Annotated in this window: 30 protein-coding genes; 26 read left to right on the forward strand and 4 right to left on the reverse strand. The window is 74.9% G+C overall.

Annotated elements, in window-relative coordinates:
* The first annotated feature begins 2 nt into the window (after window positions 1-2).
* Window positions 3-1082: an amidohydrolase family protein gene (locus BLP29_RS14065; protein WP_092805469.1), complete on the forward strand. Its 1080-nt coding sequence runs from the start codon at window positions 3-5 to the stop codon at window positions 1080-1082.
* Here the strand turns inward: BLP29_RS14065 and BLP29_RS14070 are convergent.
* Window positions 1066-1572 (reverse strand): GNAT family N-acetyltransferase, encoded by a 507-nt coding sequence (locus BLP29_RS14070; RefSeq protein WP_092805471.1) that lies wholly within the window; start codon window positions 1570-1572, stop codon window positions 1066-1068. The genes BLP29_RS14065 and BLP29_RS14070 overlap by 17 nt on opposite strands.
* A 59-nt stretch (window positions 1573-1631) precedes the next feature.
* Here BLP29_RS14070 and BLP29_RS14075 point away from each other — a divergent pair, with 59 nt between their 5' ends.
* Window positions 1632-3389 (forward strand): proline--tRNA ligase, encoded by a 1758-nt coding sequence (locus tag BLP29_RS14075; RefSeq protein ID WP_243469963.1) that lies wholly within the window; start codon window positions 1632-1634, stop codon window positions 3387-3389.
* A 355-nt stretch (window positions 3390-3744) separates the two neighbouring features.
* Here BLP29_RS14075 and BLP29_RS14080 read toward each other — a convergent pair whose 3' ends face one another.
* Window positions 3745-4140, reverse strand: a complete 396-nt coding sequence (locus BLP29_RS14080; protein ID WP_207798497.1) for a VOC family protein — start codon at window positions 4138-4140, stop codon at window positions 3745-3747.
* Between the two features lie 164 nt (window positions 4141-4304).
* Here BLP29_RS14080 and rpsP point away from each other — a divergent pair, with 164 nt between their 5' ends.
* The 19 genes from rpsP (at window position 4305) to BLP29_RS14175 (ending at window position 17567) form a co-directional block, all read left to right on the forward strand.
* On the forward strand, window positions 4305-4778 hold the full coding sequence (gene rpsP / locus BLP29_RS14085; RefSeq protein ID WP_092805479.1) for a 30S ribosomal protein S16: 474 nt from the start codon (window positions 4305-4307) through the stop codon (window positions 4776-4778).
* A 3-nt stretch (window positions 4779-4781) separates the two neighbouring features.
* A complete protein-coding gene (locus tag BLP29_RS14090; protein WP_092805481.1) occupies window positions 4782-5018 on the forward strand; it encodes an RNA-binding protein in 237 nt (78 codons plus the stop codon).
* 41 nt (window positions 5019-5059) lie between these two features.
* A complete protein-coding gene (gene rimM / locus BLP29_RS14095) occupies window positions 5060-5554 on the forward strand; it encodes a ribosome maturation factor RimM (RefSeq protein WP_279385451.1) in 495 nt (164 codons plus the stop codon).
* The gene (trmD, locus tag BLP29_RS14100) at window positions 5551-6276 is read left to right on the forward strand and encodes a tRNA (guanosine(37)-N1)-methyltransferase TrmD (protein ID WP_092805485.1); all 726 of its coding nucleotides are present in this window, start codon (window positions 5551-5553) and stop codon (window positions 6274-6276) included. Before rimM ends, trmD begins: the two co-directional genes overlap by 4 nt.
* Window positions 6273-6791, forward strand: a complete 519-nt coding sequence (locus tag BLP29_RS14105) for an NUDIX hydrolase (RefSeq protein ID WP_243469965.1) — start codon at window positions 6273-6275, stop codon at window positions 6789-6791. The genes trmD and BLP29_RS14105 overlap by 4 nt, the downstream gene beginning before the upstream one ends.
* A 171-nt stretch (window positions 6792-6962) precedes the next feature.
* Window positions 6963-7328, forward strand: coding sequence for a 50S ribosomal protein L19 (gene rplS, locus BLP29_RS14110; protein ID WP_092805487.1), 366 nt, complete (start codon window positions 6963-6965; stop codon window positions 7326-7328).
* A 105-nt stretch (window positions 7329-7433) separates the two neighbouring features.
* Complete coding sequence (gene lepB, locus BLP29_RS14115; RefSeq protein WP_092805489.1) at window positions 7434-8351, forward strand: signal peptidase I; 918 nt, start codon at window positions 7434-7436, stop codon at window positions 8349-8351.
* A 134-nt stretch (window positions 8352-8485) separates the two neighbouring features.
* On the forward strand, window positions 8486-9214 hold the full coding sequence (locus BLP29_RS14120; protein WP_092805491.1) for a LuxR C-terminal-related transcriptional regulator: 729 nt from the start codon (window positions 8486-8488) through the stop codon (window positions 9212-9214).
* Window positions 9215-9346: 132 nt separating this feature from the next.
* Window positions 9347-10093: a ribonuclease HII gene (locus tag BLP29_RS14125; RefSeq protein ID WP_092805493.1), complete on the forward strand. Its 747-nt coding sequence runs from the start codon at window positions 9347-9349 to the stop codon at window positions 10091-10093.
* Window positions 10090-10410 (forward strand): DUF2469 domain-containing protein, encoded by a 321-nt coding sequence (locus tag BLP29_RS14130; RefSeq protein ID WP_092805495.1) that lies wholly within the window; start codon window positions 10090-10092, stop codon window positions 10408-10410. Before BLP29_RS14125 ends, BLP29_RS14130 begins: the two co-directional genes overlap by 4 nt.
* 112 nt (window positions 10411-10522) lie before the next feature.
* A complete protein-coding gene (locus tag BLP29_RS14135; RefSeq protein ID WP_092805497.1) occupies window positions 10523-10900 on the forward strand; it encodes a YraN family protein in 378 nt (125 codons plus the stop codon).
* A 23-nt stretch (window positions 10901-10923) separates the two neighbouring features.
* A complete protein-coding gene (locus BLP29_RS14140; RefSeq protein WP_243469967.1) occupies window positions 10924-12423 on the forward strand; it encodes a YifB family Mg chelatase-like AAA ATPase in 1500 nt (499 codons plus the stop codon).
* The gene (gene dprA, locus BLP29_RS14145; RefSeq protein ID WP_092805501.1) at window positions 12420-13613 is read left to right on the forward strand and encodes a DNA-processing protein DprA; all 1194 of its coding nucleotides are present in this window, start codon (window positions 12420-12422) and stop codon (window positions 13611-13613) included. Before BLP29_RS14140 ends, dprA begins: the two co-directional genes overlap by 4 nt.
* 116 nt (window positions 13614-13729) lie before the next feature.
* Entirely contained in the window at window positions 13730-14686 is a 957-nt protein-coding gene (locus BLP29_RS14150) for a tyrosine recombinase XerC (RefSeq protein ID WP_243469979.1), read from the forward strand.
* 49 nt (window positions 14687-14735) lie between these two features.
* Window positions 14736-15554 carry an RNA polymerase sigma factor WhiG gene (gene whiG, locus BLP29_RS14155; protein ID WP_092805503.1) on the forward strand — a complete coding sequence of 273 codons (819 nt, stop codon included), beginning with the start codon at window positions 14736-14738 and terminating at the stop codon, window positions 15552-15554.
* 4 nt (window positions 15555-15558) lie between these two features.
* Window positions 15559-15918, forward strand: a complete 360-nt coding sequence (locus BLP29_RS14160) for a nuclear transport factor 2 family protein (protein ID WP_207798498.1) — start codon at window positions 15559-15561, stop codon at window positions 15916-15918.
* A 52-nt stretch (window positions 15919-15970) separates the two neighbouring features.
* Window positions 15971-16621, forward strand: a complete 651-nt coding sequence (locus BLP29_RS14165) for a class I SAM-dependent methyltransferase (protein ID WP_092805506.1) — start codon at window positions 15971-15973, stop codon at window positions 16619-16621.
* Window positions 16618-17190: a hypothetical protein gene (locus tag BLP29_RS14170; protein WP_092805508.1), complete on the forward strand. Its 573-nt coding sequence runs from the start codon at window positions 16618-16620 to the stop codon at window positions 17188-17190. The genes BLP29_RS14165 and BLP29_RS14170 overlap by 4 nt, the downstream gene beginning before the upstream one ends.
* A complete protein-coding gene (locus BLP29_RS14175; RefSeq protein WP_133379172.1) occupies window positions 17187-17567 on the forward strand; it encodes a DUF4267 domain-containing protein in 381 nt (126 codons plus the stop codon). The genes BLP29_RS14170 and BLP29_RS14175 overlap by 4 nt, the downstream gene beginning before the upstream one ends.
* A 4-nt stretch (window positions 17568-17571) precedes the next feature.
* Here the strand turns inward: BLP29_RS14175 and BLP29_RS14180 are convergent, their stop codons facing one another.
* Window positions 17572-18093 (reverse strand): M23 family metallopeptidase, encoded by a 522-nt coding sequence (locus tag BLP29_RS14180; protein ID WP_243469969.1) that lies wholly within the window; start codon window positions 18091-18093, stop codon window positions 17572-17574.
* A gap of 317 nt (window positions 18094-18410) precedes the next feature.
* On the opposite strand from BLP29_RS14180, the gene rpsB reads away from it, so the two are divergent.
* From rpsB to BLP29_RS14205, 5 genes are all read left to right on the forward strand, one after another.
* Window positions 18411-19343: a 30S ribosomal protein S2 gene (gene rpsB / locus BLP29_RS14185; RefSeq protein ID WP_092805512.1), complete on the forward strand. Its 933-nt coding sequence runs from the start codon at window positions 18411-18413 to the stop codon at window positions 19341-19343.
* An 87-nt stretch (window positions 19344-19430) separates the two neighbouring features.
* The gene (gene tsf / locus BLP29_RS14190; protein WP_092805514.1) at window positions 19431-20246 is read left to right on the forward strand and encodes a translation elongation factor Ts; all 816 of its coding nucleotides are present in this window, start codon (window positions 19431-19433) and stop codon (window positions 20244-20246) included.
* Between the two features lie 112 nt (window positions 20247-20358).
* Window positions 20359-21126: a UMP kinase gene (pyrH, locus tag BLP29_RS14195; RefSeq protein WP_092805516.1), complete on the forward strand. Its 768-nt coding sequence runs from the start codon at window positions 20359-20361 to the stop codon at window positions 21124-21126.
* Between the two features lie 58 nt (window positions 21127-21184).
* A complete protein-coding gene (gene frr, locus BLP29_RS14200) occupies window positions 21185-21742 on the forward strand; it encodes a ribosome recycling factor (RefSeq protein WP_092805518.1) in 558 nt (185 codons plus the stop codon).
* 179 nt (window positions 21743-21921) lie between these two features.
* Window positions 21922-22899, forward strand: coding sequence for a phosphatidate cytidylyltransferase (locus BLP29_RS14205; RefSeq protein WP_243469970.1), 978 nt, complete (start codon window positions 21922-21924; stop codon window positions 22897-22899).
* Here BLP29_RS14205 and BLP29_RS14210 read toward each other — a convergent pair.
* On the reverse strand, window positions 22866-24002 hold the full coding sequence (locus tag BLP29_RS14210; protein ID WP_092805523.1) for a GNAT family N-acetyltransferase: 1137 nt from the start codon (window positions 24000-24002) through the stop codon (window positions 22866-22868). The two genes, BLP29_RS14205 and BLP29_RS14210, sit on opposite strands and share 34 nt — an antisense overlap.
* Between the last annotated feature and the right edge of the window lie 5 nt (window positions 24003-24007).

The raw sequence follows: 24007 nt of genomic DNA on the forward strand, positions 1-24007 counted from the left end.
CCGTGCACCTGTCGGGGGTGCTGCTGCCCGACGGTGAGCAGCGGGACCTCTGGGTCCGCGACGGGCGGATCACCTTCGAGCCGGTCCCACGGGCCGAGACCGTCTCCCGGGGCGGGTTCGTGCTGCCCGGGCTGGTCGATGCGCACTGCCACGTGGGCATCGCCCGGGGCGGCGGCCACGTGGCCGACCTCGCCGACGCCCGCGAGCAGGCGCTGGTCGAGCGCGACGCCGGGGTGCTGCTGCTGCGCGACTGCGGTTCGCCGGTGGACACCCGTGCCCTGGACGACGACCCCGACCTGCCGCGGATCCTGCGCGCCGGCCGGCACGTCGCCCGCGAACGGCGCTACATCCCCGGGCTGGCCGTCGAGGTCGAACCGACGTCGCTGGCCGACGAGGTGCGCACCCAGGCCCGGCGCGGGGACGGCTGGGTGAAGCTCGTGGGCGACTGGATCGACCGCGGCGCCGGCGACCTGGGCCCGCTGTGGCCCGACGACGCCCTGGCCGACGCGATCGCCGCCGCGCACGCCGAGGGCGCCCGGGTCACCGCGCACACCTTCGGCACCGACGCGCTGCCCGGGCTGATCCGGGCGGGCATCGACTGCATCGAGCACGGCACCGGGCTCACCGAGGAGCTGCTCGGCGAGATGGCGGCGCGCGGCACGGCCGTCGTCCCCACCCTGGTGAACGTGGAGAACTTCCCGGGGTTCGCCGAGGCGGGGGAGAAGAAGTTCCCGGCCTACGCCTCGACGATGCGGCGGCTGTACGCCTCGTCGGGCGCGGTGGTGCGGGCTGCCTTCGAGGCCGGGGTGCCGGTGTTCGCGGGCACCGACGCCGGGGGCGGGATCGACCACGGCACGATCGCCGAGGAGATCCGGGCGCTGCACGCCGCCGGTCTGCCCCGGGAGGCCGCGCTGGCGGCCGGCTCGTGGGCGGCGCGCACGTGGCTGGGCCTGCCCGGCCTGGTGGAGGGCGCCCCCGCCGACCTGGTGGTCTACGACCGCGACCCGCGCGCCGACCTCGACGCCCTGGCCGCGCCGTCCCTCACCCTCCTGCGCGGCCGGGTGGTCACGCCGTCCCGGTGATGCCCCGCGCCGTCGGCGCCAGGTCCAGCTTGAAGCCCACGTGGCTGCGGGCGAAGCCCAGGCGCTCGTAGAAGGCGTGCGCCGCGGGGCGCTGGGCGTCGCTGGTCAGCTGCACCAGCGCGCAGCCGCGGTCCCGGGCCTCGTCGACCGCCCAGCGCACCAGTGCCGACCCCAGACCCGCGGAGCGGTGGTCGCGGTGCACGCGCACCGCCTCCAGCTGGGCTCTTCGCGCTCCCTGCCCAGCCAGGGACGGCAGCACGCTCAGCTGCAGCGTGCCCACGACGGCGCCGGTGTGCTCCACGACGACCAGCAGGTGCGCCGGGTCGGCGTCGACCTCGGCGAAGGCCCGTCGGTAGGGCGCGAGGTCGTCCGGGTCCTCGCGGGTTCGGCCCATGGGGTCGTCGGCGAGCAGGGCCACGAGCGCGGGGAGGTCGTCGGCGACGGCCCGACGCACCAGGGTCGTCGGGGTGAGGGGGCGGGGGAGGTCCATCCCGTGATGGTGCGCCCGGGGGGAAACCGGTGGCGGGGGCCGGCACCGGGGCTGGGAGGATGCAGCACGTGCTCCTGACGATGTCGACCCTGTTCGTGCGCACCCTCCGGGACGACCCGGCGGACGCCGAGGTCCCCAGCCACCGCCTGCTCGCCCGCGGTGGGTACATCCGCCGCGCCGCGCCGGGCGGGTTCACCTGGCTGCCGTTGGGGTGGCGGGTGCTGCGCAACGTCGAGCGCATCGTCCGCGAGGAGATGGACGCGATGGGTGCCCAGGAGGTGCACTTCCCGGCGCTGCTGCCCCGCGAGCCCTACGAGGCGACCGGTCGCTGGACCGAGTACGGCGACAACGTGTTCCGCCTCCAGGACCGCAAGGGCGCCGACTTCCTGCTCGGCCCCACCCACGAGGAGATGTTCACGCTCCTGGTGAAGGACCTCTACGGCTCCTACAAGGACCTCCCCGTCTCGCTGTACCAGATCCAGACCAAGTACCGGGACGAGGCGCGGCCCCGCGCCGGTCTGTTCCGCACCCGCGAGTTCGTGATGAAGGACAGCTACTCCTTCGACGTCGACGACGCGGGCCTCGACCGCTCCTACGCCGCGCACCGCGAGGCCTACACCCGGGTGTTCGACCGGCTGGGTCTGGAGTACGTCATCGTCTCGGCCACCTCCGGGGCCATGGGCGGATCGCGCTCGGAGGAGTTCCTCACCCCCACCGCGATCGGCGAGGACACCTTCGTGCGCTCCGCCGGTGGCTACGCGGCCAACGTCGAGGCGGTCACCACCGTCGTCCCCGCGTCGATCCCGCTCGAGGGGCTGCCGGCCGCGCACGTCGAGGACACCCCCGACACCCCGACCATCGACACGCTCGTCGCCGTGGCCGCCGAGCTGTTCCCCGACGCCGGGTACACCGCCGCGCACACGCTGAAGAACGTCGTCGTCCAGCTGCGGCACCCCGACGGCACCGCCGAGCCGGTCGTGATCGGCCTGCCCGGCGACCGCGAGGTCGACACCAAGCGGCTCGAGGCCCAGGTCGCACCGGCCGAGGTCGAGCCCTTCACCGACTTCGCCGCGCACCCCGCGCTGATCAAGGGCTACATCGGGCCGCAGGTGCTGGGGGAGGAGTCGGCCTCGGGCATCCGCTACCTGGTCGACCCCCGCGTCGTGCCCGGCACCCGCTGGATCACCGGCGCGAACGAGCCCGGCAAGCACGTCTTCGACCTCACCGCCGGCCGCGACTTCACCTGGGACGGCACCATCGAGGCCGCCGAGGTGCGCGCCGGCGACCCCGCGCCCGACGGCTCGGGCCCGCTGGAGCTGGCCCGCGGGGTCGAGATGGGCCACGTCTTCGCGCTGGGCCGCAAGTACGCCGAGGCGCTGGACCTCAAGGTGCTCGACGAGAACGGCAAGCTGGTCACGGTGACCATGGGTTCCTACGGCATCGGGGTCTCCCGCGCCGTGGCCGCGATCGCCGAGTCCACCCACGACGAGCTCGGCCTGGTGTGGCCGCGCGCCGTCGCCCCCGCCGACGTCCACCTGGTGGCCACCGGCAAGGACGCCGCGGTCTTCGAGGCCGCGCGGTCGCTGGCCGACGAGCTGGTCGCCGCCGGGCTCACCGTGCTCTACGACGACCGGCCCAAGGTCAGCCCCGGCGTGAAGTTCAAGGACGCCGAGCTGCTCGGGATGCCGACCATCGTCACCGTCGGGCGCGGGCTGGCCGAGGGCGTGCTCGAGCTGCGCGACCGGGCCACCGGCGAGCGCCGGGACATCCCGGTCGAGGGCGCGGCCGCGGCGGTCCTCGCCGAGGTCCGCGGCTGACACCTCGGCACCGATCAGCTGGGTTCAGCTGACGCCGTCCTGGCTCACCGACCCCGATGAGCCAGGACGGCCTTCATCGAGCTGGTCGATACCCCTACCGGCCTCGCCGGTGACCACGTTCTGTCATACCCCCGACCTACCTTCGGGGCGTCCGCGTGGCGGCTCGAGGGGAGGGGGTGATGTGCCATGTCGAAGCCCCCTCAGGTGCCCAAGAAGGGCGGCGGGACGCAGGAGCGTGACCGGAACAAGGACGGCCGGTGGCGCGAGAAGCGCGACGACGCCGGCAAAAAGCGCGGGTCGTAGCGGCGGCACCGAGTGGCGGATGAGGGCTCGTCGACCGGGCGGGGAGAAACCCTCAGGCGCCACTCGGTGACCGCTCGACCAGCTCGACCTCGTAGCCGTCGGCGTCCTCGAGGTAGGCGGCCCGGTGCTCCGGGCCACCGGCGAACGGGTGCCGGTCGGGGAACAGCAGCCGCCACCCGTGCGCCGGGGCCGCCTCGACCAGCTCGCCGAGCCGGCCGGCGGCGACGTGGAACGCCAGGTGGTTCAGGCCCGGAAGGCGACGCTCGTGCTCGGTGCCCGCCAGGTCGGGGGACTTCTCCACCACCACGTAGACGTCCCCGTGCCGCCACGAGCGGCCACCGGGCCAGGACTGGAAGGGCTCCGCGCCCAGGGCGGTGAGCAGCCACCCCCACGAGCGCTCGGCGCGGGTGAGGTCGGGCACCCACAGCTCGACGTGGTGGAGCAGCATCCGGCGTCCTCCTGACGTCTGGCATGATGAGCGGTCGAACACGCGCTGCCGGCGGCCCTCTCACCGTCGCGGACCGTGTCCAGCCGCTCCGCCCCCGGACGCAACCCCACACGTCCGCCGGGGCGCAGCACCCCGAGAACTCGTACGAGGAGTACACCACCCACGTGGCCACCAAGATCAAGCTCATGCGTCTCGGCAAGATGCGCGCGCCGTACTACCGCATCGTCGTCGCCGACGCCCGCACCAAGCGCGACGGCCGGTCGATCGAGACCATCGGCAAGTACCACCCGAAGGAGGACCCCTCCTTCATCGAGGTCGACGCCGAGCGCGCCGCCTACTGGCTCGGTGTCGGCGCCCAGCCGACCGAGGCCGTGGCCGCCATCCTGCGGGTGACCGGTGACTGGCAGAAGTTCAAGGGCGAGCCGGCCCCGGCCCCCATGAAGGTCGCGGCCCCCAAGCCCGACAAGAAGGCCGCCTACGAGGAGGCCGCCCGCGCCGCCGCCGACGAGCCGGCCGCCGGTGCCACCACCCCGAAGAAGAAGGCTGCGGTCAAGGCCGACGCCACCCCCGAGGCCGAGGCCAAGCTGGCCGAGGACGCCCCTGCCGACGGCTCCGCCGGCAAGACGGCTGCTGAGTAAGCAGTGCTCGAAGAGGCGCTGGAGCACCTGGTCAAGGGCATCGTCGACAACCCCGACGACGTCGCGGTCGACCTGGTCGAGGGCCGTCGGGGCAAGACCCTCGAGGTGCGCGTGCACCCCGAGGACCTCGGCAAGGTCATCGGTCGGGGCGGCCGCACCGCCAAGGCGCTGCGCCAGGTCATGACCGGTGTCGGCGGACGAGGCCTGCGGGTCGACGTCGTCGACACCGACGGGCGCTGAGCACCACCCCGCGCCCGCAGGGCACCCCTCCCGACACCGTGGTGGTCGGCCGCATCGGCCGACCCCACGGTGTTCGTGGTGAGGTGACCGTCGAGGTGCGCACCGACGATCCCGACCGCCGGTTCACCCCCGGAGCGGTGCTGGCCACCGAGCCGGCCGAGCGCGGGCCGTTGACCGTCGAGTCGGTCAAGTGGCACTCGGGCACCCTCCTGCTCCGCATCGAGGGCGTCGCCGACCGGCAGTCCGCCGACGAGCTCCGCAACACGATGCTCGTGGTCGAGGTCGCCGACCTCCCCGAGCTCGACGACGACTCCTTCTACGACCACCAGCTCGTGGGGCTGGAGGTCCGGCTCGCCGACGGCGCCGTCGTGGGCACCGTCTCGGGCGTCCGGCACGACGCCGCCGAGCTGCTGGTGGTCCGCCGTCCGGGCACCCACGACCTGCTGGTGCCGTTCGTGACCGCGATCGTGCCCACCGTCGACGTCGCCGCCGGGCACCTCGTCATCACCCCGCCCGAGGGGCTGCTCGAGCTGTGAGGATCGACGTCCTCACGATCTTCCCCGAGTACCTGGCGCCGCTCGGCCAGGCGCTGCTGGGCAAGGCCGCGGCCAAGGGCCTCGTGGAGATCGGCGTGCACGACCTGCGCCGCTGGACCGACGACGTGCACCGCACCGTGGACGACAGCCCCTACGGCGGTGGACCGGGCATGGTCATGCGCCCCGAGCCGTGGGGCCGGGCGCTGGCCGAGGTCCGCCGTCCCGGCACCCGCCTGGTCGTGCCCACCCCCGCCGGTCGACCGTTCACCCAGGCCGTGGCCGCGCAGTGGGCCACCGAGCCCGGGCTGGTCTTCGCCTGCGGGCGCTACGAGGGCATCGACCAGCGGGCGGTCGACGACGCCGCCGCGCACGGCCCGGTGTCCGAGGTCAGCATCGGCGACTACGTGCTGGCGGGGGGCGAGTCCGCCGTCCTGGTGATGGTCGAGGCGGTGAGCCGGTTCATCCCGGGTGTGGTGGGCAACGCCGAGTCCGTCGAGCTCGACTCGCACGCCGACGGCCTGCTCGAGGGGCCCTCCTACACCCGGCCGGCGGTCTGGCGGGGCCACGAGGTGCCGCCGGTGCTGCTGTCGGGCGACCACGCCGCGATCGCCCGCTGGCGGCGGGCGGAGTCCCTCCGGCGCACCGCCGACCGTCGCCCCGACCTGCTGGCCGGGGTCGAGCTCACCGCGGCCGACCGGGCCGCGCTGGACGCCGACGCGTGAGCGCCGTGCCCCGCGGCGTCCCGCCGTGGGTGCGGCCGACCGCCCGGGTCGTCGTCCTCGCGCCCGACGGTCGCGTGCTGCTGCTCGGCGCCCGCCTGACCGGCCCGGACGCCGTCCCCGGCGACGTGCTGTTCTGGGCCACCCCCGGAGGCGGGGTGGAGGAGGGCGAGTCCGTGCGCGTGGCGGCGGCCCGGGAGCTCGCCGAGGAGGTGGGCCTGGTCGTGGCGCCCGAGGCGCTGGAGGGCCCGGTGTGGATGCGGCGGCACGTGGGCCGGTTCGGCGACCAGGAGATCGACAGCCGCGAGACCTTCTTCGTGCTGCGCGACGTCGAGCACGTCGTGGTGCCCGGCGCCCGCACCGAGCTCGAGGTGCGCGCCGACGAGCCGCACCGCTGGTGGAGCGCGTCCGAGGTCGCGGCCTCCGCCGAGGCGTTCGCCCCGCGCGAGCTGGCCGAGCTGCTGCCCGAGGTGCTCTCCGGGCCGTGGACCGGGCCCCCGCGGTTCGTCGACGGCTGACATCACAGGGCCGCTGCGCCACGGCGGCCGAGGATGTGGCAGAGTAGAGGACTGCTGCTGCCGCTCTGCTCCGAGCGCGGCGCCCCGGACCACCTGTCCGAGGTCACCGCTGCGCCCCCCGGGCCGCGGGCAGCCCGAGTACAGACACCGCTAGGACTGAGGACAGCTGCGATGAACACCCTGGACGCCCTCGACGCCGAGTCGTTGCGCAACGACATCCCCGACTTCCGCCCCGGTGACACCGTGAAGGTGCACGTGCGCGTCATCGAGGGCACCCGCTCGCGCATCCAGGTCTTCCAGGGCGTCATCCTGCGTCGCCAGGGTGGCGGGGTCCGCGAGACCTTCACCGTCCGCAAGGTGAGCTTCGGCGTCGGCGTGGAGCGCACCTTCCCGGTGCACACCCCCGTCGTGGAGAAGATCGAGGTGCTGACCCGCGGTGACGTCCGCCGGGCCAAGCTCTACTACCTCCGCGACCTGCGCGGCAAGGCCGCCAAGATCAAGGAGAAGCGCGAGGTCCGCGAGGCCGTCGCCCGCTGACCCCAGCGCCCCAGCACGACCCCCGGGACGGCCCGGCTGCGACACGCAGCCGGGCCGTCCTGCGTCGTGGGCTGCCCGCCCGGGCGGACCGTAGGCTGACCGGCGATGAGCACCGACCGGCCGACGGGGCCCGCCGACGACGAGACCGCCGGTCACCGGGCCGAGGGCGGCGCGGACGAGGTGCGGGTGGGCCGGTTCTCCCGACGCGCCCGCCGCCGCGACCGCGAGGAGCAGAAGAAGAGCTCGCTGCTGCGCGAGCTGCCCGTGCTGCTCGTCGTCGCCTTCGTGCTGGCGCTGCTGGTCAAGACCTTCCTCGTGCAGGCGTTCTTCATCCCGTCCGGGTCGATGGAGCAGACCCTGCACGGCTGCACCGGCTGCACCGGCGACCGCGTGCTGGTCACCAAGCCGCCCTACTGGTTCTCCGATCCCGAACCCGGGGACATCGTCGTGTTCCAGGGCCCCGACACCTGGACCCCCGAGGTGCAGGTCGCCGAACCCGACAACTGGTTCTCCTCCGCCGCGCTCTTCCTGGGCCGGGCCATCGGTGTGGCCCCGCCCAGCGAGGACGACTACGTCAAGCGGGTCATCGCCACCGGTGGGCAGACCGTGCAGTGCTGCGACGAGCAGGGCCGCATCCTCGTCGACGGCGAACCCCTCGACGAGCCCTACATCTACGAGAACAACCCGCTGGAGTCCCGGAGCTTCGGCCCCGTCGTCGTCCCGGAGGGCCGGCTGTGGGTGATGGGCGACCACCGGTCGGCATCGGCGGACTCCCGCTCCCACGTCGGCGACCAGTACGCCGGCACCATCGGCGTGGACGACGTCATCGGCAAGGCCTCGGTCATCGTGTGGCCGTTCTCCCGCTTCGCGTTCCTGGACAGCCCCGACATCCAGCAGCAGCAGGCGGCGGGGGCGAGCGTGACGCCGGTGCAGGCCGACGTGGTCGCCGCGGCCCCGCTCCTGCTCGGCCTGGCCGGGGCGGTCCCGGTCGCGGCCCGGCGGCGACGGCGCCGCCACCGCTGATCGGCCGCCATTCCCCGGAATGGTGATGGTGATTCTGCCGATCCCTGAGAAAATCACCAAGAAGTGTTCAAGCACCCGGTCGGGTGAGTCGATGAATGGTCTGTCAGTCATCGCACTCGATCGGAGAAATCGCAATGTCCAGCTCCTCGGCCGGAACGACCCGCGGCGTCACCCGCGTTCTGCTGCTCGCTGACGCCCCGGTCCTGCGCCGCGGCCTGGTCAGCATGATCAACGAGACCGCCGGCATGCAGGCCGTCGGTGTCCCCGGCGAGCTGCGCCGGGCGCTCACCCTCGTCGAGTCCGCCCGCCCCGACGCCGTCGTCGTCGAGCTGGGCTCCGGCCGGGCCGCCACGCTGAACGTCTGCCGCGACCTCCGTCGCCGCTACCCCCGGGTCGCGATCGTCGCCCTGGGCACCTCCGAGGACCCGGCCGTGGTCAACGAGGCCCTCGCGGCCGGTGTCCGCGGCTACCTGCTCATGAACACCTCGCCCACGCTGCTGGGCTGGTCGGTCCTGGCCGCCCGGGCCGGCCGCACCGTGGTGGACCCCCAGATCCGCCGGGTCGAGCCCAGCGAGGTCGTCGTCGCCAAGGAGCTCACCCCCTCCGTGCCGCTGACCCGCCGCGAGTCCGACGTCCTCGACGAGCTCATCCAGGGCCAGAGCAACCGGGCCATCGGCCGCAACCTGTTCATCAGCGAGGACACCGTCAAGAGCCACGTCAAGGCCATCCTGCGCAAGCTGGGTGCCCGCGACCGCGCCCACGCCGTCTCGCTGGTGCTGTCGGCCCGCAACGGCGGCGCCTGCTCCTGCTCCCACGGCCACGCCGCGGAGACCGTCCGCGACGCCGAGGACGCCACCGTCTGACCCCCTCCCCGCGGTCGGGGCGTCCGCCTCCTCGGCGCCCCGGCCGCACCCCCTCCCGCTCACCCCCCGGTCCCCGAGCCGGTCCCCGTCGTCCGGGGGCCGGCTCGTGCCGCGTCGTAGGCTCGGACGGCGATGACCCCACCCGCCCGCCCCGCCACGAAGCCTGCTCCGACCCGCGCTCCCGATGCCCTCTGGACCATGGAGGGCTCCCTGCGCCGCCGCGGGTTCACCGCGGTGGCCGGCGCCGACGAGGCCGGCCGGGGTGCCTGCGCCGGGCCGCTGGTCGCGGCCGCGTGCATCCTCCCGGCCGGAAGACGGGGGCGCGTCCCCGGTCTGGCCGACTCCAAGCTGCTCACCCCGGCCACCCGCGAACGCGTCTACGCCGAGGTCGTCGCCCGGGCCGTCGCGTGGTCGGTCGTCGTGGTCGACGTCCCCGAGCTCGACGCGCGCGGCATGCACGTCACCAACATCGAGGCCCTGCGCCGGGCGGTCAGCACGTTGTCGGTGACCCCCGACTACGTGCTCACCGACGGGTTCCCGGTGAGCGGGCTGGCCCAGCCCACGCTCGCCGTCTGGAAGGGCGACCGCGTCTCCGCGTGCGTGGCCGCGGCGTCGGTGCTGGCCAAGGTCACCCGCGACCGGATGATGGTCGACCTGCACCACCGGTTCCCGCACTACGAGTTCGACGTGCACAAGGGCTACATCACCGACCTGCACACCGCCGCGCTGGACAGTTTCGGGCCCTGCCCCGAGCACCGGCACCGCTTCGTCAACGTCGCCCGCGCCCGCGATGCGCACGCCGCCCGGACCCGCGGCGGGGTGATGGTCGATGATGGTGCGGTGCACCCGTCCCCGACGCCCGTGGAGGTCCCGCGATGAGCACCGAGGACCTCGAGAAGTACGAGACCGAGATGGAGCTGCAGCTCTACCGGGAGTACAAGGACATCGTCCGGCAGTTCTCCTACGTGGTGGAGACCGAGCGGCGGTTCTACCTGGCCAACTCGGTCGACCTGCAGGTGCGGGAGGCCGGCGGCGAGGTCTTCTTCGAGCTGAAGCTCTCCGACGCCTGGGTGTGGGACATGTACCGCCCGGCGCGCTTCGTGAAGAACGTGCGGGTCGTGACGTTCAAGGACGTCAACGTCGAGGAGCTGGACAAGCCCGACCTCGAGCTGCCGGACAACCCGCGCATCACCTGATGCCCTAGCAGGTCGGGGCCCGGCGCGCTGCCCGTCGTCCACATCCGGGGGCGTCGTCCACAGAACGTCGCCGGGTGCACCGTCGGGGCCCGCCGTCGCCGACGGTGGGCCGGTGCACCCGACACCCCCCACCCCTGCTGGACGGCGCGCCGAGCTGGGCGCCCGCGGCGAGCAGCTCGCGGTCGACCACCTCACCGCCGCCGGGCTGACCGTCCTGGACCGCAACTGGCGGTCGGGCCGCGGCGAGCTCGACGTCGTCGCCCGCGACCAGGACGCCATCGTGTTCTGCGAGGTCAAGACCCGCTCGGGCACCGGGTACGGCAGCCCGGTCGAGGCGGTGACGCCCGCCAAGCAGGCCCGGCTGCGGGCCCTGGCCGGTCGGTGGCTCGACGAGCACCGGGAGCACGCGCCCCGGCTGCGCTTCGACGTGGTCGGCGTGCTCCTGGTCGGCGGGCGGGCCGAGGTCGAGCACCTGCGCGGGGCGTTCTGATGGGCCAGGCCCGCACGTGGTCCGTGGGTCTGGTCGGCGTCGCCGGGGCGCTGGTGGAGGTCGCCGTCGACGACGCCCGGGGAGCGCCGGGGTTGTCCCTCGTCGGCCTGCCCGACGCGGTGGTGCGGCAGTCGGTCGACCGGGTGCGCGCCGCGGTGCGGCGGTGCGGGTGGGGCTTCCCCGACGGCCGGGTGACCATCTCGTTGTCCCCGGCCGCGATGCCCAAGCAGGGGGCCGGCTTCGACCTCGCCCTGGCGGTCGCCGCCCTGGCCGCCACCGGCCGCACGGCGCTGCGCGACGTCGACCGGCAGGTGTTCCTGGGGGAGGTCGGCCTCGATGGCTCGCTCCGCGCGGTGCGCGGTGTGCTGCCGGGCGTCCTGGCCGCCCGGGCGGGCGGCTTCGGCACCGTGGTCGTCCCCGCGGCCAACGCCGACGAGGCCGCGCTCGTGCCCGGGGTCGCGGTGCTGGCCGCCGACCACCTGCGCGACGTGGTCGAGCACCTCCGGCGGTCGGGGCGGTCCCTGCCGGCCCACCGGCCCGGTGCACCGCCGGCGTCGCTCCCCGGCCCGGACCTGTCCGACGTCGTCGGCCAGGCCACCGGTCGGCGCGCGGTGGAGGTGGCCGCCGCCGGCGGTCACCACCTGTTCCTCACCGGCCCACCGGGTGCCGGCAAGACCATGCTGGCCGAGCGGCTGCCGGGCCTGCTCCCGCCGCTGCACGACGACGTCGCCACGGAGGTCACGGCGGTGGCCTCGGTCGCCGGCACCCTGCCCCCGGGTGCGGCGCTCATCCGCCGCCCGCCGTTCGAGGCGCCCCACCACTCGGCCTCGGCGGTGAGCCTCGTGGGCGGGGGCTCGGGGCAGATCCGCCCGGGGTCGTTGTCCCGGGCGCACGGCGGCGTGCTCTTCCTCGACGAGGCCCCCGAGTTCCCGCGCACGGTGCTCGACGCCCTGCGCCAGCCGCTCGAGCGGGGCGCGGTCACCATCCACCGGGCGCACGGGTCGGCCACCTTCCCGTGCCGGGCCCAGCTCGTGCTGGCCGCCAACCCCTGCCCGTGCGCCTCGCCGGCCGGTGACGCGGCCTGCACCTGCGGTTCCCTGGAACGCCGGCGCTACCAGGCCCGGCTGTCGGGCCCGCTGCTGGACCGGGTCGACCTCCGGGTGCAGCTGCCCCCGGTGACCCGGGCCGCTTGGCTGCACGGGCTGGCCGTGCCGGAGTCCACCGCCGTGGTCGCCGAGCGCGTGCGGGTGGCCCGCGCCGCGGCGGGGGAGCGGATGGCCGGTACGGGCCTGACCACCACGGCGCAGGTGCCCGGGCGGATGCTGCGCGAGCGGTGGCCGCTGCCCCGGGGTGCCCTCGCACTGGCTGAGCTGGCCCTCGAGCGCGGGGCGTTGTCGGTGCGGGGGCTGGACCGCGTCGTGCGGGTGTCCTGGACCCTCGCCGACCTGGCCGGGCGCACGGTGCCCGGCCCCGAGGAGGTCGGCGAGGCCCTCGGGTTGCGGCTGGCGGGGGCCGCGGCATGACCGGCCCCCTGGCGGCGGCTCTCGCCGGGGACCCGGCCGACCCCGACCTCGTGCGTCGGGCTCGTGCCTGGCTGTCGCGCACCTTCGAGCCCGCCGACGCCGACGTCGTCCGCTGGGTCGGGCGCACCGGGCCCGTGGCCGCGGTGCGGGCGTTGCTGGCCGGCACGGCACCCGAGGGCGCCCGGCGTCGCGCGGCGCCCCGGGCGGGGACCGACCGGAGCCTGGACGACCTCGAGGCGGCGGCCCGCACGGGCGCCCGGTTGGTCGTGCCCGAGGACGACGAGTGGCCCCGGACGGCCCTGCACTGCCTCGACGTCGCGCTGCACGAGCGCGGCCCGACCGGCGACCGCACGACGGCCCTGGTGCCCCCGCTCGCGCTGTGGGTCCGGGGCAGACCGCGCCTGGACGAGCTCACCGACCGGTCGGTGGCAGTGGTGGGGTCGCGGGCCAGCAGCCCCTACGGCGACCACGTGGCCGCCGAGCTGGCCGCCGGTCTCGCCGAACGCGGCTGGACGACGGTCTCCGGTGCGGCGACCGGCATCGACGCCGCCGCGCACCGGGGGGCGCTGGCCGCGGGCAGCCCCACCGTCGCCGTGCTGGCGTGCGGGATCGACCGCGCCTACCCGCAGAGCCACCAGCGACTGCTCGCCCGCATCCTCGACGACGGCCTCGTGGTCAGCGAGTGGCCGCCCGGGTGCGCCCCGCTGGGCCACCGCTTCCTCGTGCGCAACCGGCTCATCGCCGCGCTGTCGCGCGGCACGGTGGTGGTCGAGGCGGCCGCGCGGTCGGGGTCGCTGGCGACGGCCAACCGTGCCCGGGACCTCGGCCGCCCGGTGATGGCGGTGCCGGGCCCGGTCACGGCGGCCACCAGCGTCGGGGTGCACCAACTGCTGCGCGCCGACGAGCGCGTGCGCCTGGTGACCTCGGCGGCCGAGGTGGTGGAGGCGGTCGGCCGGCTGGGCGACGACCTGGCCGAGCAGCCGGTGGGGGAGGGCACGGCGCGCGACGACCTGGGCGAGGTGGCCCGGCGGGTGCTCGACGCCTGCCCGGTGCGGGTGGGCGTGCCGCCCGAACGGCTGGCCGCCATCGCCGGGTGCGCCGAGCTCGACGTGCTGCGGGTGCTGCCGGTGCTCGAGCTGCACGACCTCGTCGAGCGGGTGACGGGTGGCTGGCGGATCACGCGGCCCTGACGGGGGCGGGGCACGACGACCGCCCCGTCCGCCGGTCGGCCCGGGTCCCCGACCGCGGGTCGTCCCGGCGGCGTGGCCGGTTGACCGGCCCCCGGCGGCTCCCGCAGGCTCGGGTGGTGACCAGCCGGACCGCCCAGATGCGCGCTGCCCTGCCGCCGGCGCTGGCCGAGCCGCTGGACGCCTGGGTCGAGCACCTGGACTCCGGGCGCGACCTCTCGCCCCACACGGTCCGGGCCTACACCGGGGACGTCGTGTCGCTGCTGGACCACCTGGTGCGCCGCGGCGGCGCGCGGATCACCGACCTCGACCTCGCCGCCCTGCGCAGCTGGTTGGCCCTGGGGCGCACCCGTGGCGACGGCAGGTCCACCACCGCCCGCCGGGCCGCGTCGGCGCGCAGCTTCACCGCGCACCTGCGGCGCACCGGCCTGACCGGTGAGGACATCGGCCTCCGGCTGGCCAGCCCGCGCGCGCACCGCACCCTGCCCGACGTCCTGACCGCCGACCAGGCCCGGGCGGTCGCCGAGACGCCGCGGCCGGTCGCCGAGGACGCCGGGCCCGAGGCCGGTGCCCTCGCGCTGCGCGACGCCCTCGTCGTGGACCTGCTCTACGCCACCGGCATCCGGGTCGGGGAGCTGGTCGGCCTCGACGTCGACGACGTCGACCACGGCCGGCGTCTGCTCCGCGTGCTGGGCAAGGGCCGCAAGGAGCGCAGCGTGCCCTACGGGGTCCCCGCCGAGCAGGCCCTGCGTCGCTGGCTGGATGCCGGCCGCCCGGTGCTGTCCCGCAGCGGCAGCGGACCGGCCCTGCTGCTGGGCGTGCGGGGTGGCCGCATCGACCCGCGCGAGGTGCGCCGCGTGGTGCACGCGGCCACCGCGGCTGTGCCGGGGGCACCCGAGCTCGGCCCCCACGGGCTGCGCCACTCGGCGGCCACGCACGTGCTCGAGGGGGGTGCCGACCTGCGGTCGGTCCAGGAGCTGCTGGGCCACGCTAGCCTCGCCACGACGCAGATCTACACGCACGTGACGGTCGAGCGGCTCCGGGCGGTCCACGCCACGGCGCATCCGCGAGCCTGAGGAGGAGCACCGGTGACGGGGACGACGGGCACTGCTGGGGGACGACTCCGTGGCTGAGGCGATCGACGGGCAGGTCGACGGGGACGCCGAGGCCCAGGACACGGCCAAGGCCACCGACGCCGCGCTGGCCGACCTCTGGGCCCGGTACGTGGCCGGCCGCGACGCCGCGCTGCGCGACCGGCTGATCCTGCACTACGCCCCGCTGGTCAAGTACGTCGCCGGCCGGGTCGGATCGGGCCTGCCGGCGCACGTCGAGCAGGCCGACCTGGTCTCCTACGGCACCTTCGGGCTCATCGACGCCATCAGCCGGTACGAGCCCTCGCGCGAGGTCAAGTTCGAGAGCTACGCGATGGCCCGCATCCGCGGGGCGATCATCGACGAGCTGCGCTCCACCGACTGGATCCCGCGGTCGGTGCGCATGAAGGCCCGTGAGTTCGAGCGCACCGTGGCGGCCCTGGAGACCAAGCTCCAGCGCAGCCCCACCGACTCCGAGGTCGCCGACGCGATGGGCGTCGAGGTCGAGGAGATCCGCAAGTTCCTCGGTCAGCTCTCGCTGGTCAACGTGGTGGCCCTCGACGAGCTGCTCGGCGACGACGACGGCGGCGCGCCCCGGTTGGTCGACACGCTGAAGGACACCTCGGCGCTGGACCCGCAGGCCATGGCCGAGCACGGCGAGGCGCGACAGCTGCTGGCCCGCGCGGTCGAGCAGCTGCCCGACCGGGAGAAGGTCGTCGTCAGCCTCTACTACTTCGAGGGGCTGACCCTGGCCGAGATCGGCCGGGTGCTCGGGGTGACCGAGAGCCGCATCTGCCAGCTGCACACCAAGGCCGTGCTGCACCTGCGCACCAAGCTCGCCGACATTGCCTGAGCCGGTGACCGGTCCCGACGACGCCGGGGCCGCGGCCACGGCGGGCGAGCGCGCGCTGCTCGACCCCGCCGTGCGGATGGCCGGGGCCGACGTGCTGGTGCACCCGAGGTTCGTGGAGTTCGGCTCCTCGGGGCGGCGGTGGGGCCGGGCGGAGATCCTCGAGGCCACGGCCGGTGAGCTGTCCCTGGCGGGAGAGCAGGTCGAGACGTCCGACTGGTGCGGGCAGCAGCTGGCCGACGACGTCGTCCAGCTGACCCACCGCACCGAGGTGGGGGGCCGCTCGGCCCGGTGCAGCTCGGTGTGGCGGCACACGCCTGCGGGATGGCAGATCTGGTTCCACCAGGGCACGCCCGAGCACCCCTGACCCACCGCCGGCCAGGGCGTCAGGCCCCCCACGGGCGGGGTAGCGCCCGGTGATGACCCCACCCACACCGGCCGCAGGCAGCCCCCGGCAGCACCCGTCACCCCCGCCGACCGTCGTGGACGGCACCCGGCTGTGGGTGGACTCGCGGGCCCGGTACGAGATCGGGCTGCGCGAGGAGGGCGCGACCCTCGCCCGGCTCGGTGCCCACGGCCAGCGGTGCCTGGACGTCGGCACCGGACGCCGCGGCCTGGGCGCGCGGGTCGCGGTCACCGCACTGGGGGCCACCGAGGTGCTGGCCCTGGACCTGCACCAGGCGTCGGTCGAGGCGGCCCGGCGCGCGCTGGCCGACCTGGGGGACCGGGTGGTGGTCCAGCGGGCCGACGCCACCGCGCTGCCCGTGGGCGCCGGTACCCAGGACCTGGTGGTGTCCCTGCACACGCTGCACCACGTCGTGGACTGGCGGGCCGCGGTGGTCGAGTACGCCCGCGTGCTGCGCCCGGGTGGGCAGCTGGCCTACGCCGAGCTCACCTCCCGGGTGCTGGACGACCGCTGGTTCCGCCTGGTCTCCCGGCACCCGGCCGACCGGTTCACCGAGGACGAACTGCTGGAGTGCTTGGAGGGGGCCGGCTTCGACGTCCCCGCCCGTCGCCACCGCAGCCGGGTCGGCGGCCGGTGGCTGCTGGGTGTGGCCACCCGCCGGTGAGCACCCGCGTGGGGGAGGTGCTGGCGCAGGCCCTCCGCGTGCTGGTCGGCCATCGTCGGGCCGCCTACGCGGCGGCTGCGCTGGCCACCGCGGTCAACACCGTGCCCGACCTCGCCCGGCAGGTGCTGGTGTGGGAGGACCCGAGCCGGCTGCACGCCCTGGCCGTCGACGTGGTGGGTGTCGCGACGGCCGTGCTCGCCCAGCTCTGGGTCACCGGAGCGCTGGTGGACCTGCCGTCGGCCGGCCCGCTGCGCCTGGGCGGGGCGCTCGTGCGCGGCACCCGCACCGGCTGGCGGGCGGTGCGGGCCGCACCGGGCACCGTCGTGGCCGGGGTCGCGGCCGGGGGAGCGGTGTCGGCGGTCATCACCCTGCCGGCGTCGATCGGGGCACTGGGTGCCGCGCACGTGCTCGGCCCGCTGGGGAGCCCGGCAGTGGGTGCGTTCGCGGTGGCCGCCGTCAGCGACGTGGTCGCCAGCGTCGTCACCCTGCCCTTCCTGGCCCTGGTGCTCGTGCTGGTCGGGGCTGGGCCGGTTGGGCCGGGCGCCGGCCGGGCACCGGGGTCCCCATGACCGACGACCCCTGGGCCACGACACGGATGTCCATCGGCTCGCTCTCGATGTGGTTGGGCACGGTGGCGCTGTTCGCGCCCCGGCGGATGGCCCGCCTGCTCGGCGTCGACGCCCGGGCGACGCATCGGGACCGCGCCCTGCCGCTGCTGGTGCGGCTGGTCGCCGCCCGCAACATCGCGATGGGCGCCGCGCTCCTGGTGAGCCCGCCGCCGCAGGCCCGCCGGACCACGGAGGTGACGCTGCTGCTGACCGCGGTCGACGCCGCGGCGGTGCTCGTGGCCACGCGCAAGGCCGACACCCGTACCCGCAGCGCCGTGCTGTCCCTGGCGGTGCTGGCCACCAGCGCCGCCGGCGCCGTGCACTGGCACCGCGACTGACCCCTCAGCCCCACGGCAGCAGCCGGACCCGCGGGGGAGCGAGCAGCAGCAACGGGTCCAGGTAGACCTCACCCACCCGTGCCCCCCAGTGCAGGCAGGCCCCGGCCGGGCACCCGGCGTGGCCGGGCTGCAGCACGCCGAGGAGGAATCCGCGGTCGACGACCTGGCCGGCGGCCACACCCGGCTGCACCGGTTCGTACGTGGTGCGCACCCCGTCGGGGTGGTCGACGCTGACCACCGGCCGCCCGGCCACCGACCCGGCGAAGGCGACCACCCCGGCGCCGGCGGCGAGCACGGGGTCACCGGCGGCTCCGGCCAGGTCGACACCCCGGTGGCCGGGGCCGTAGACGGTGGCCGGGGGATCGAAGGCACGGGTCACGGTGGGCACACCGGCCAGGGGCCAGCCGTAGGTGCCCGACGGTGCGGGTGCTGGTGGTGTCGGCGCGGCGCCCGTCGGGGGAGCGGCGCCCACCAGCAGGACGCCGGCCATCACCAGCACGAGGACGGCATGCAGGGACCGGGGCACCTGGGCAGGATGGCGTCCCGCGTCGACGTCCCGGGTGCTCCTGGCGGGGGCTGTGGACGACCGACCGGCCTGTGGACGGCGGCGCGGGCCGTGGGCGTATGCTCGCCCGTGCGTCCGGCCTCGCGGCCGGTCGACTTCGCGTGTCCTCCTCCCACCGCCGAGCGGTGGGGCGGATGCCACCTCGGTCCCGCTCCGGCGGGTCGGTGGCCCGCAGGGCACCAGGGCGGCGCACCACCGGGGTGTGCCGCGTCAACCGAGGAGTGCGGTGCACCGGCCGGAGGGCCGGGCGCCGCGCGTGCACAGAGAGGCGGCGCCACGTGGCAGTCGTCAGCATGAAGAACCTGCTCGACAGCGGGGTCCACTTCGGGCACCAGACCCGTCGCTGGAACCCGAAGATGAAGCGCTTCATCTTCACCGAGCGCAACGGCATCTACATCATCGACATCCAGCAGACGCTGGGCTACATCGACCAGGCCTACGAGTTCGTGAAGCAGACCGTCGCCCACGGCGGGTCGATCATGTTCATCGGGACCAAGCGCCAGGCGCAGGAGGTCATCGCCGAGCAGGCGACCCGCGTCGGCATGCCCTACGTGAACCAGCGCTGGCTGGGCGGCATGCTCACCAACTTCCAGACCGTCTTCAAGCGTCTCGAGCGCCTGAAGGAGCTCGAGGACCTCGAGCAGACCGGTTCGCTGGTCAGCCTGTCGAAGAAGGAGCAGCTGGTCCTCTCGCGCGAGAAGGCCAAGCTCGAGCGCTCGCTCGGCGGCATCCGGGACATGAAGAAGGTCCCCAGCGCCGTGTGGGTCGTCGACACCAAGAAGGAGCACATCGCCGTCGGCGAGGCCCGCAAGCTGGGCATCCCCGTCGTCGCGATCCTCGACACCAACTGCGACCCCGACGAGGTCGACTACAAGATCCCGGGCAACGACGACGCCATCCGCAGCGCCGCCCTGCTGACCCGCGTGATCGCCGACGCCGTCGCCGAGGGCCTCATGGCCCGCTCGGCCGCGCAGGCCAACGCCGGCCGCGGTGAGGGCGACGCCCCCGCCGGTGCCGAGGCCGAGCCGCTCGCCGACTGGGAGAAGGAGCTGCTGACCGGCGGTCAGGGCGCCGACGCCGCCGCGCCGGCCGACAGCTCGGTCCCGGCTGCTCCCGAGCAGGAGTCCGTGGTCAGCGAGCAGGAGCAGGCGCCCAACGCCGGCGACCCGGCCGTGACCGAGATCGTCGCGAACAGCACCGACCAGGCGTGACCCGACGGCGCCGCCGTCCGTCCCGCGAGGACGGACGGCGGCGCCGCGGCGTGTCCCCACCACATCCGCGAGAGAAGAGGAACTGACATGGCTGCTGTCACCGCTGCCGACGTCAAGCGTCTGCGCGACGCCACCGGCGCCGGCATGATGGACTGCAAGAAGGCCCTGACCGAGTCCGACGGCGACTACGACAAGGCCGTCGAGATCCTGCGCGTCAAGGGCGCCAAGGACGTCGGCAAGCGCCTGGAGCGCTCGACGACCAACGGCCTGGTCGTCAGCCGCGACGGCGCGCTGCTCGAGCTCGACTGCGAGACCGACTTCGTCGCCAAGAACAAGGACTTCGCCGCGCTGGCCGAGCGTCTGCTCGACATCGCGCTGGAGGCCGAGCCGACCGACGCCGCCGCGCTGCTGGCCACCGAGGTCGAGGGCCAGACCGTCGAGAAGCTGGTCGAGGGCGAGTCCGCCCGCATCGGCGAGAAGCTCGTGCTGTCGCGCTTCACCTCCTTCGACGGCCCCACCGCGACCTACCTGCACAAGCGGTCCACCGACCTGCCGCCGGCCATCGGTGTCGCGGTGCAGTACTCGGCCGGCTCCGAGGACGCCGCCCGCTCGCTGGCGATGCACATCGCCGCTGCGCGCCCCCGCTTCCTCACCCGCGAGGAGGTGCCGGCCGAGACCATCGAGACCGAGCGCCGCGTCGCCGAGCAGACCGCGAAGGAGGAGGGCAAGCCCGAGCAGGCGATCAGCAAGATCGTCGAGGGGCGCGTCAACTCCTACTTCAAGGACTTCGTCCTCCTCGAGCAGCCCTCCATCACCGAGCCCAAGCGCACGGTGAAGCAGGTCATCGACGAGGCCGGCCTGACCGTCGAGCGGTTCGCCCGCTTCGAGGTCGGCCAGTCCTGACCCCGTCTCCGGCCCCGTCCCCCTGCGCAGGGGGACGGGGCCGGAGGTCTGTCCGGCGCCGGTCGGGCAGTATTCACCGCAGGACCACCCCGAGAGGACGACGAGACCGCCGATGACCGACCAGCCGCCCCTCTCCGCCCCCACCGCCTTCAAGGCGGCCAGTGCCCGTGGCTACGACCGGGTGCTGCTCAAGCTCTCGGGTGAGGCGTTCGGCGGCGGTGGCGTGGGCGTCGACCCCGCGGTCATCCGCGACATCGCCGAGCAGCTGGCCACCGTGGTGGCCGCCGGCACCCAGGTCGCCATCGTGGTCGGCGGCGGCAACTTCTTCCGCGGTGCCGAGCTCTCGCAGGCCGGCATGGACCGCGGCCACGCCGACTACATGGGCATGCTGGGCACGGTCATGAACTGCCTGGCGCTGCAGGACTTCTGCGAGAAGGCCGGCATCGAGACCCGCGTGCAGACCGCCATCACGATGGGCCAGGTCGCCGAGCCCTACATCCCGCGCAAGGCCATGCGGCACCTGGAGAAGGGCCGCGTCGTCATCTTCGGCGCCGGCGCGGGCATGCCCTACTTCTCCACCGACACCGTCGCCGCGCAGCGGGCCCTGGAGATCGAGTGCCAGGTGCTGCTCATGGCCAAGAACGGCGTCGACGGCGTGTACGACGCCGACCCGCGCACGCACCCCGAGGCCACGATGTACACCGACCTCGACTACGCCACGGTGCTCACCGACCAGCTCGCCGTCGCCGACGCCACGGCCATCAGCCTGTGCATGGACAACCGCATGCCCATCGTGGTGTTCAACCTGCTCCGTGACGGGAACATCGCCCGGGCGGTGGCCGGTGAGAGGATCGGGACCCTGATCAGCCGGTCCGCATGACGCACCAGCCCGACCCGCCCGCACCACCGGCCCCGCGGGGCCACAGGAGGAGAACACCGTGATCGACGACACCCTGCTCGACGCCGAGGAGCGGATGGACAAGGCCCTGTCGGTCGCCCGCGACGACCTCGGGTCGGTGCGCACCGGCCGCGCGGCGCCGTCGATGTTCAGCCGCATCGTGGTCGAGTACTACGGCGCGATGACCCCGGTGCCGCAGATGGCCTCCATCACCGTGCCCGAGGCCCGCATGGCCGTCATCAAGCCCTACGACAGCGGGCAGCTGCAGGCCATCGAGAAGGCGATCCGCAACTCCGACCTCGGGGTCAACCCGACCAACGACGGCCAGATCATCCGGGTCAACTTCCCGCAGCTGACCGAGGAGCGCCGCCGCGACCTCGTGAAGCAGGCGCGCAGCAAGGGCGAGGACGCCAAGATCGCGATCCGCAACGTGCGCCGGCGCGCCAAGGAGGAGCTCGACCGCATCAACAAGGACGGCGAAGCGGGCGAGGACGAGGTGCGTCGCGCCGAGAAGGAGCTCGACGACCTCACCGCCCAGCACATCGCCGGCATCGACGACGCGATGAAGAACAAGGAAGCCGAGCTGCTCGAGGTCTGACCGAGCCACCCGCGCCCACGATGGCCGCCAGCCCGCTCCCGCCACCCGGTCCCGACGGACCGGGCCGTGGGCCTGCCCGGCTCGCCGAGCCGACCACCGAGGCGCTGCCGCGGGTCGGTCGCCCGCCCCTCCCGCCGGCGGTACCGGTGCGGGTCGCCGACGACGACACGGCAGCCGACGTGGACGACACGGAGGATGGGGCCCACCCCGACGACCGCGCCGACGACCCCGCCGACGACCCCGACGTCCCGCCGCTGACGGCGCTGCCCGACGCCCTGGGCGCCGAGGCGACCGGGGCCGCCCCCGTGGACACCCCCACCGGCGCGCCGCGCGCCAGCCGGGCCGGGCGCGACATGGGTGCCGCCGTCGGCGTCGGTGCCGGACTCGGTGTGGTGGTCGTCGCCAGCCTGTTCCTCTACCGACCCTCCTTCCTGCTCGTCGTCGCCCTGGCCGTCGTCGTCAGCGTGACCGAGCTGGTGCGTGCGCTGGACAAGGGCGGCTACCGGCCGCCGCTGGCGCCGGTCCTGGTCGGCAGCCTGCTCATGCTCGGTCTGGCGTGGACCCGCGGTGCGGCGGGCCTGGTGGTCGCCTTCCTGCTGACGGTGCTCGCGGTCCTGCTCTGGCGGCTGGGCGACGGTCCGGTGGGCTACCTGCGCGACGCCTCGGCGGCGGTCCTGGTGACCCTGTACGTGCCGTTGCTGGCCGGGTTCGCCGTCCTGCTGCTGGTGCCCGACGACGGTGTTGCGCGGGTGCTGCTGTTCATCGCCACGGTGGTGTGCAGCGACGTCGGCGGGTTCGCCGCCGGCGTGCTGCTGGGCAAGAAGCTGTTCGGCGAGAAGCCCATGGCCGCCTCGATCAGCCCGAAGAAGTCGTGGGAGGGCTTCCTGGGGTCCGTGGTGGCCTGCGTGGCGATCGGCACGCTGGTGATCACCCTGACCTTCCACGGCCCCTGGTGGGGTGGCGTGCTGTTCGGCGTGGCCATGGCCGCCACGGCCACCCTGGGCGACCTCGGCGAGTCCCTCATCAAGCGCGACCTGGGCATCAAGGACATGGGCGCCCTGCTGCCCGGCCACGGCGGGCTCATGGACCGCATGGACTCCCTGCTGCCCTCGGCCGTGGTCGCCTACCTGCTGCTGGCCTGGCTCGTCCCGGCCTGACCCGTCCGGGTCGTGGTCCGGGTCGCCGTCCGGGTCACGCCGACGTCGACGAAGCCCCGGCGGGCGTACCAGTGGCGGGGCCAGTCCTCGGCGGCCGCCTCGAGCACCGCGAGGTCGCACCCGGCGACCGCGGCCTCGTCCAGCAGCCGGTCCAGCACGGCCCCGGCCAGCCCGCGGCCGCGGTGCCCGGTGGCGGTCTGCAGCGACTCCACGGCCGCCGTCCCCCCGTCGACCCGCAGCTGCCCGGCCGCCACGACGCGGCCGGCCTCGCGCACGCCGACGTCGAGGACCCGCAGCGCGAGGTCGTTGCGGTGCTCCCGGCCGACCAGCTGGGCGATCGCGGCGGGGTCGTCGGGGAGCAGCTCGCGCCACGAGTCGGCCCACAGGTCGTGCACCTCGCGCTGGGCGAGCAGCTCGGCCGGCCCGGTCGGCTCGCCGGCCGCGGGCACCGCCCGGGCGAGCACGCGGTCGGCACCCACCCGCCAGCCCCGTCGCTCGAGGTCGTGGGCCAGCCGGGCGGCGTCGTCGGGTGCGCCGGGCCAGCACCAGGTCACCGAGGCCGCTGCGGTGGGGACGAGGGGCGCGGCGTCGGCCAGCACCGCTTCCGCGTCGACCGGGACCGGCAGCAGCAGGCGGTTGTCGTCGCGCGAGACCGGGTGGTCGGGCGAACCGACCGCCCACCCGGCGCCGCGACGGGCGACCGGGTCGCCGCAGGCGTGCGCCCGGCGCACCGGCAGCGACAGGGCCAGCGCGGCGTACCGGCCCGCGGCGTCGTCGGCGGTCGGGACGGGGGGCCGGCGGTCGGGCTCCCACAGCAGGACGGCGACGACGGCGGTGGCCGGCAGTCGCCCGTACAGGTGCGGGAACAGCATCGACGCCGGGTCACCGGGCACCCCGGGCTCGAAGCGGACCGGGTCGGTCAGCCGTGCGGGGTCCACCACCAGCAGCAGGACGTCGTCCCGGCCGGCGAACAGGCGCTGCGCGGGCAGGTGCACCTGCTCGGGCGTGGACAGGTGCACGAAGCCCACGTCGGGCAGCGGGTCGACGCCCCCTGCCCGCTCGGCGTGGGCCCAGTCCTCGACGGTGCACAGGTGCAGCAGCACGCGCC

The sequence above is a fragment of the Klenkia marina genome (genome assembly GCF_900101025.1).
Taxonomy (GTDB): Bacteria; Actinomycetota; Actinomycetes; order Mycobacteriales; family Geodermatophilaceae; genus Klenkia; species Klenkia marina.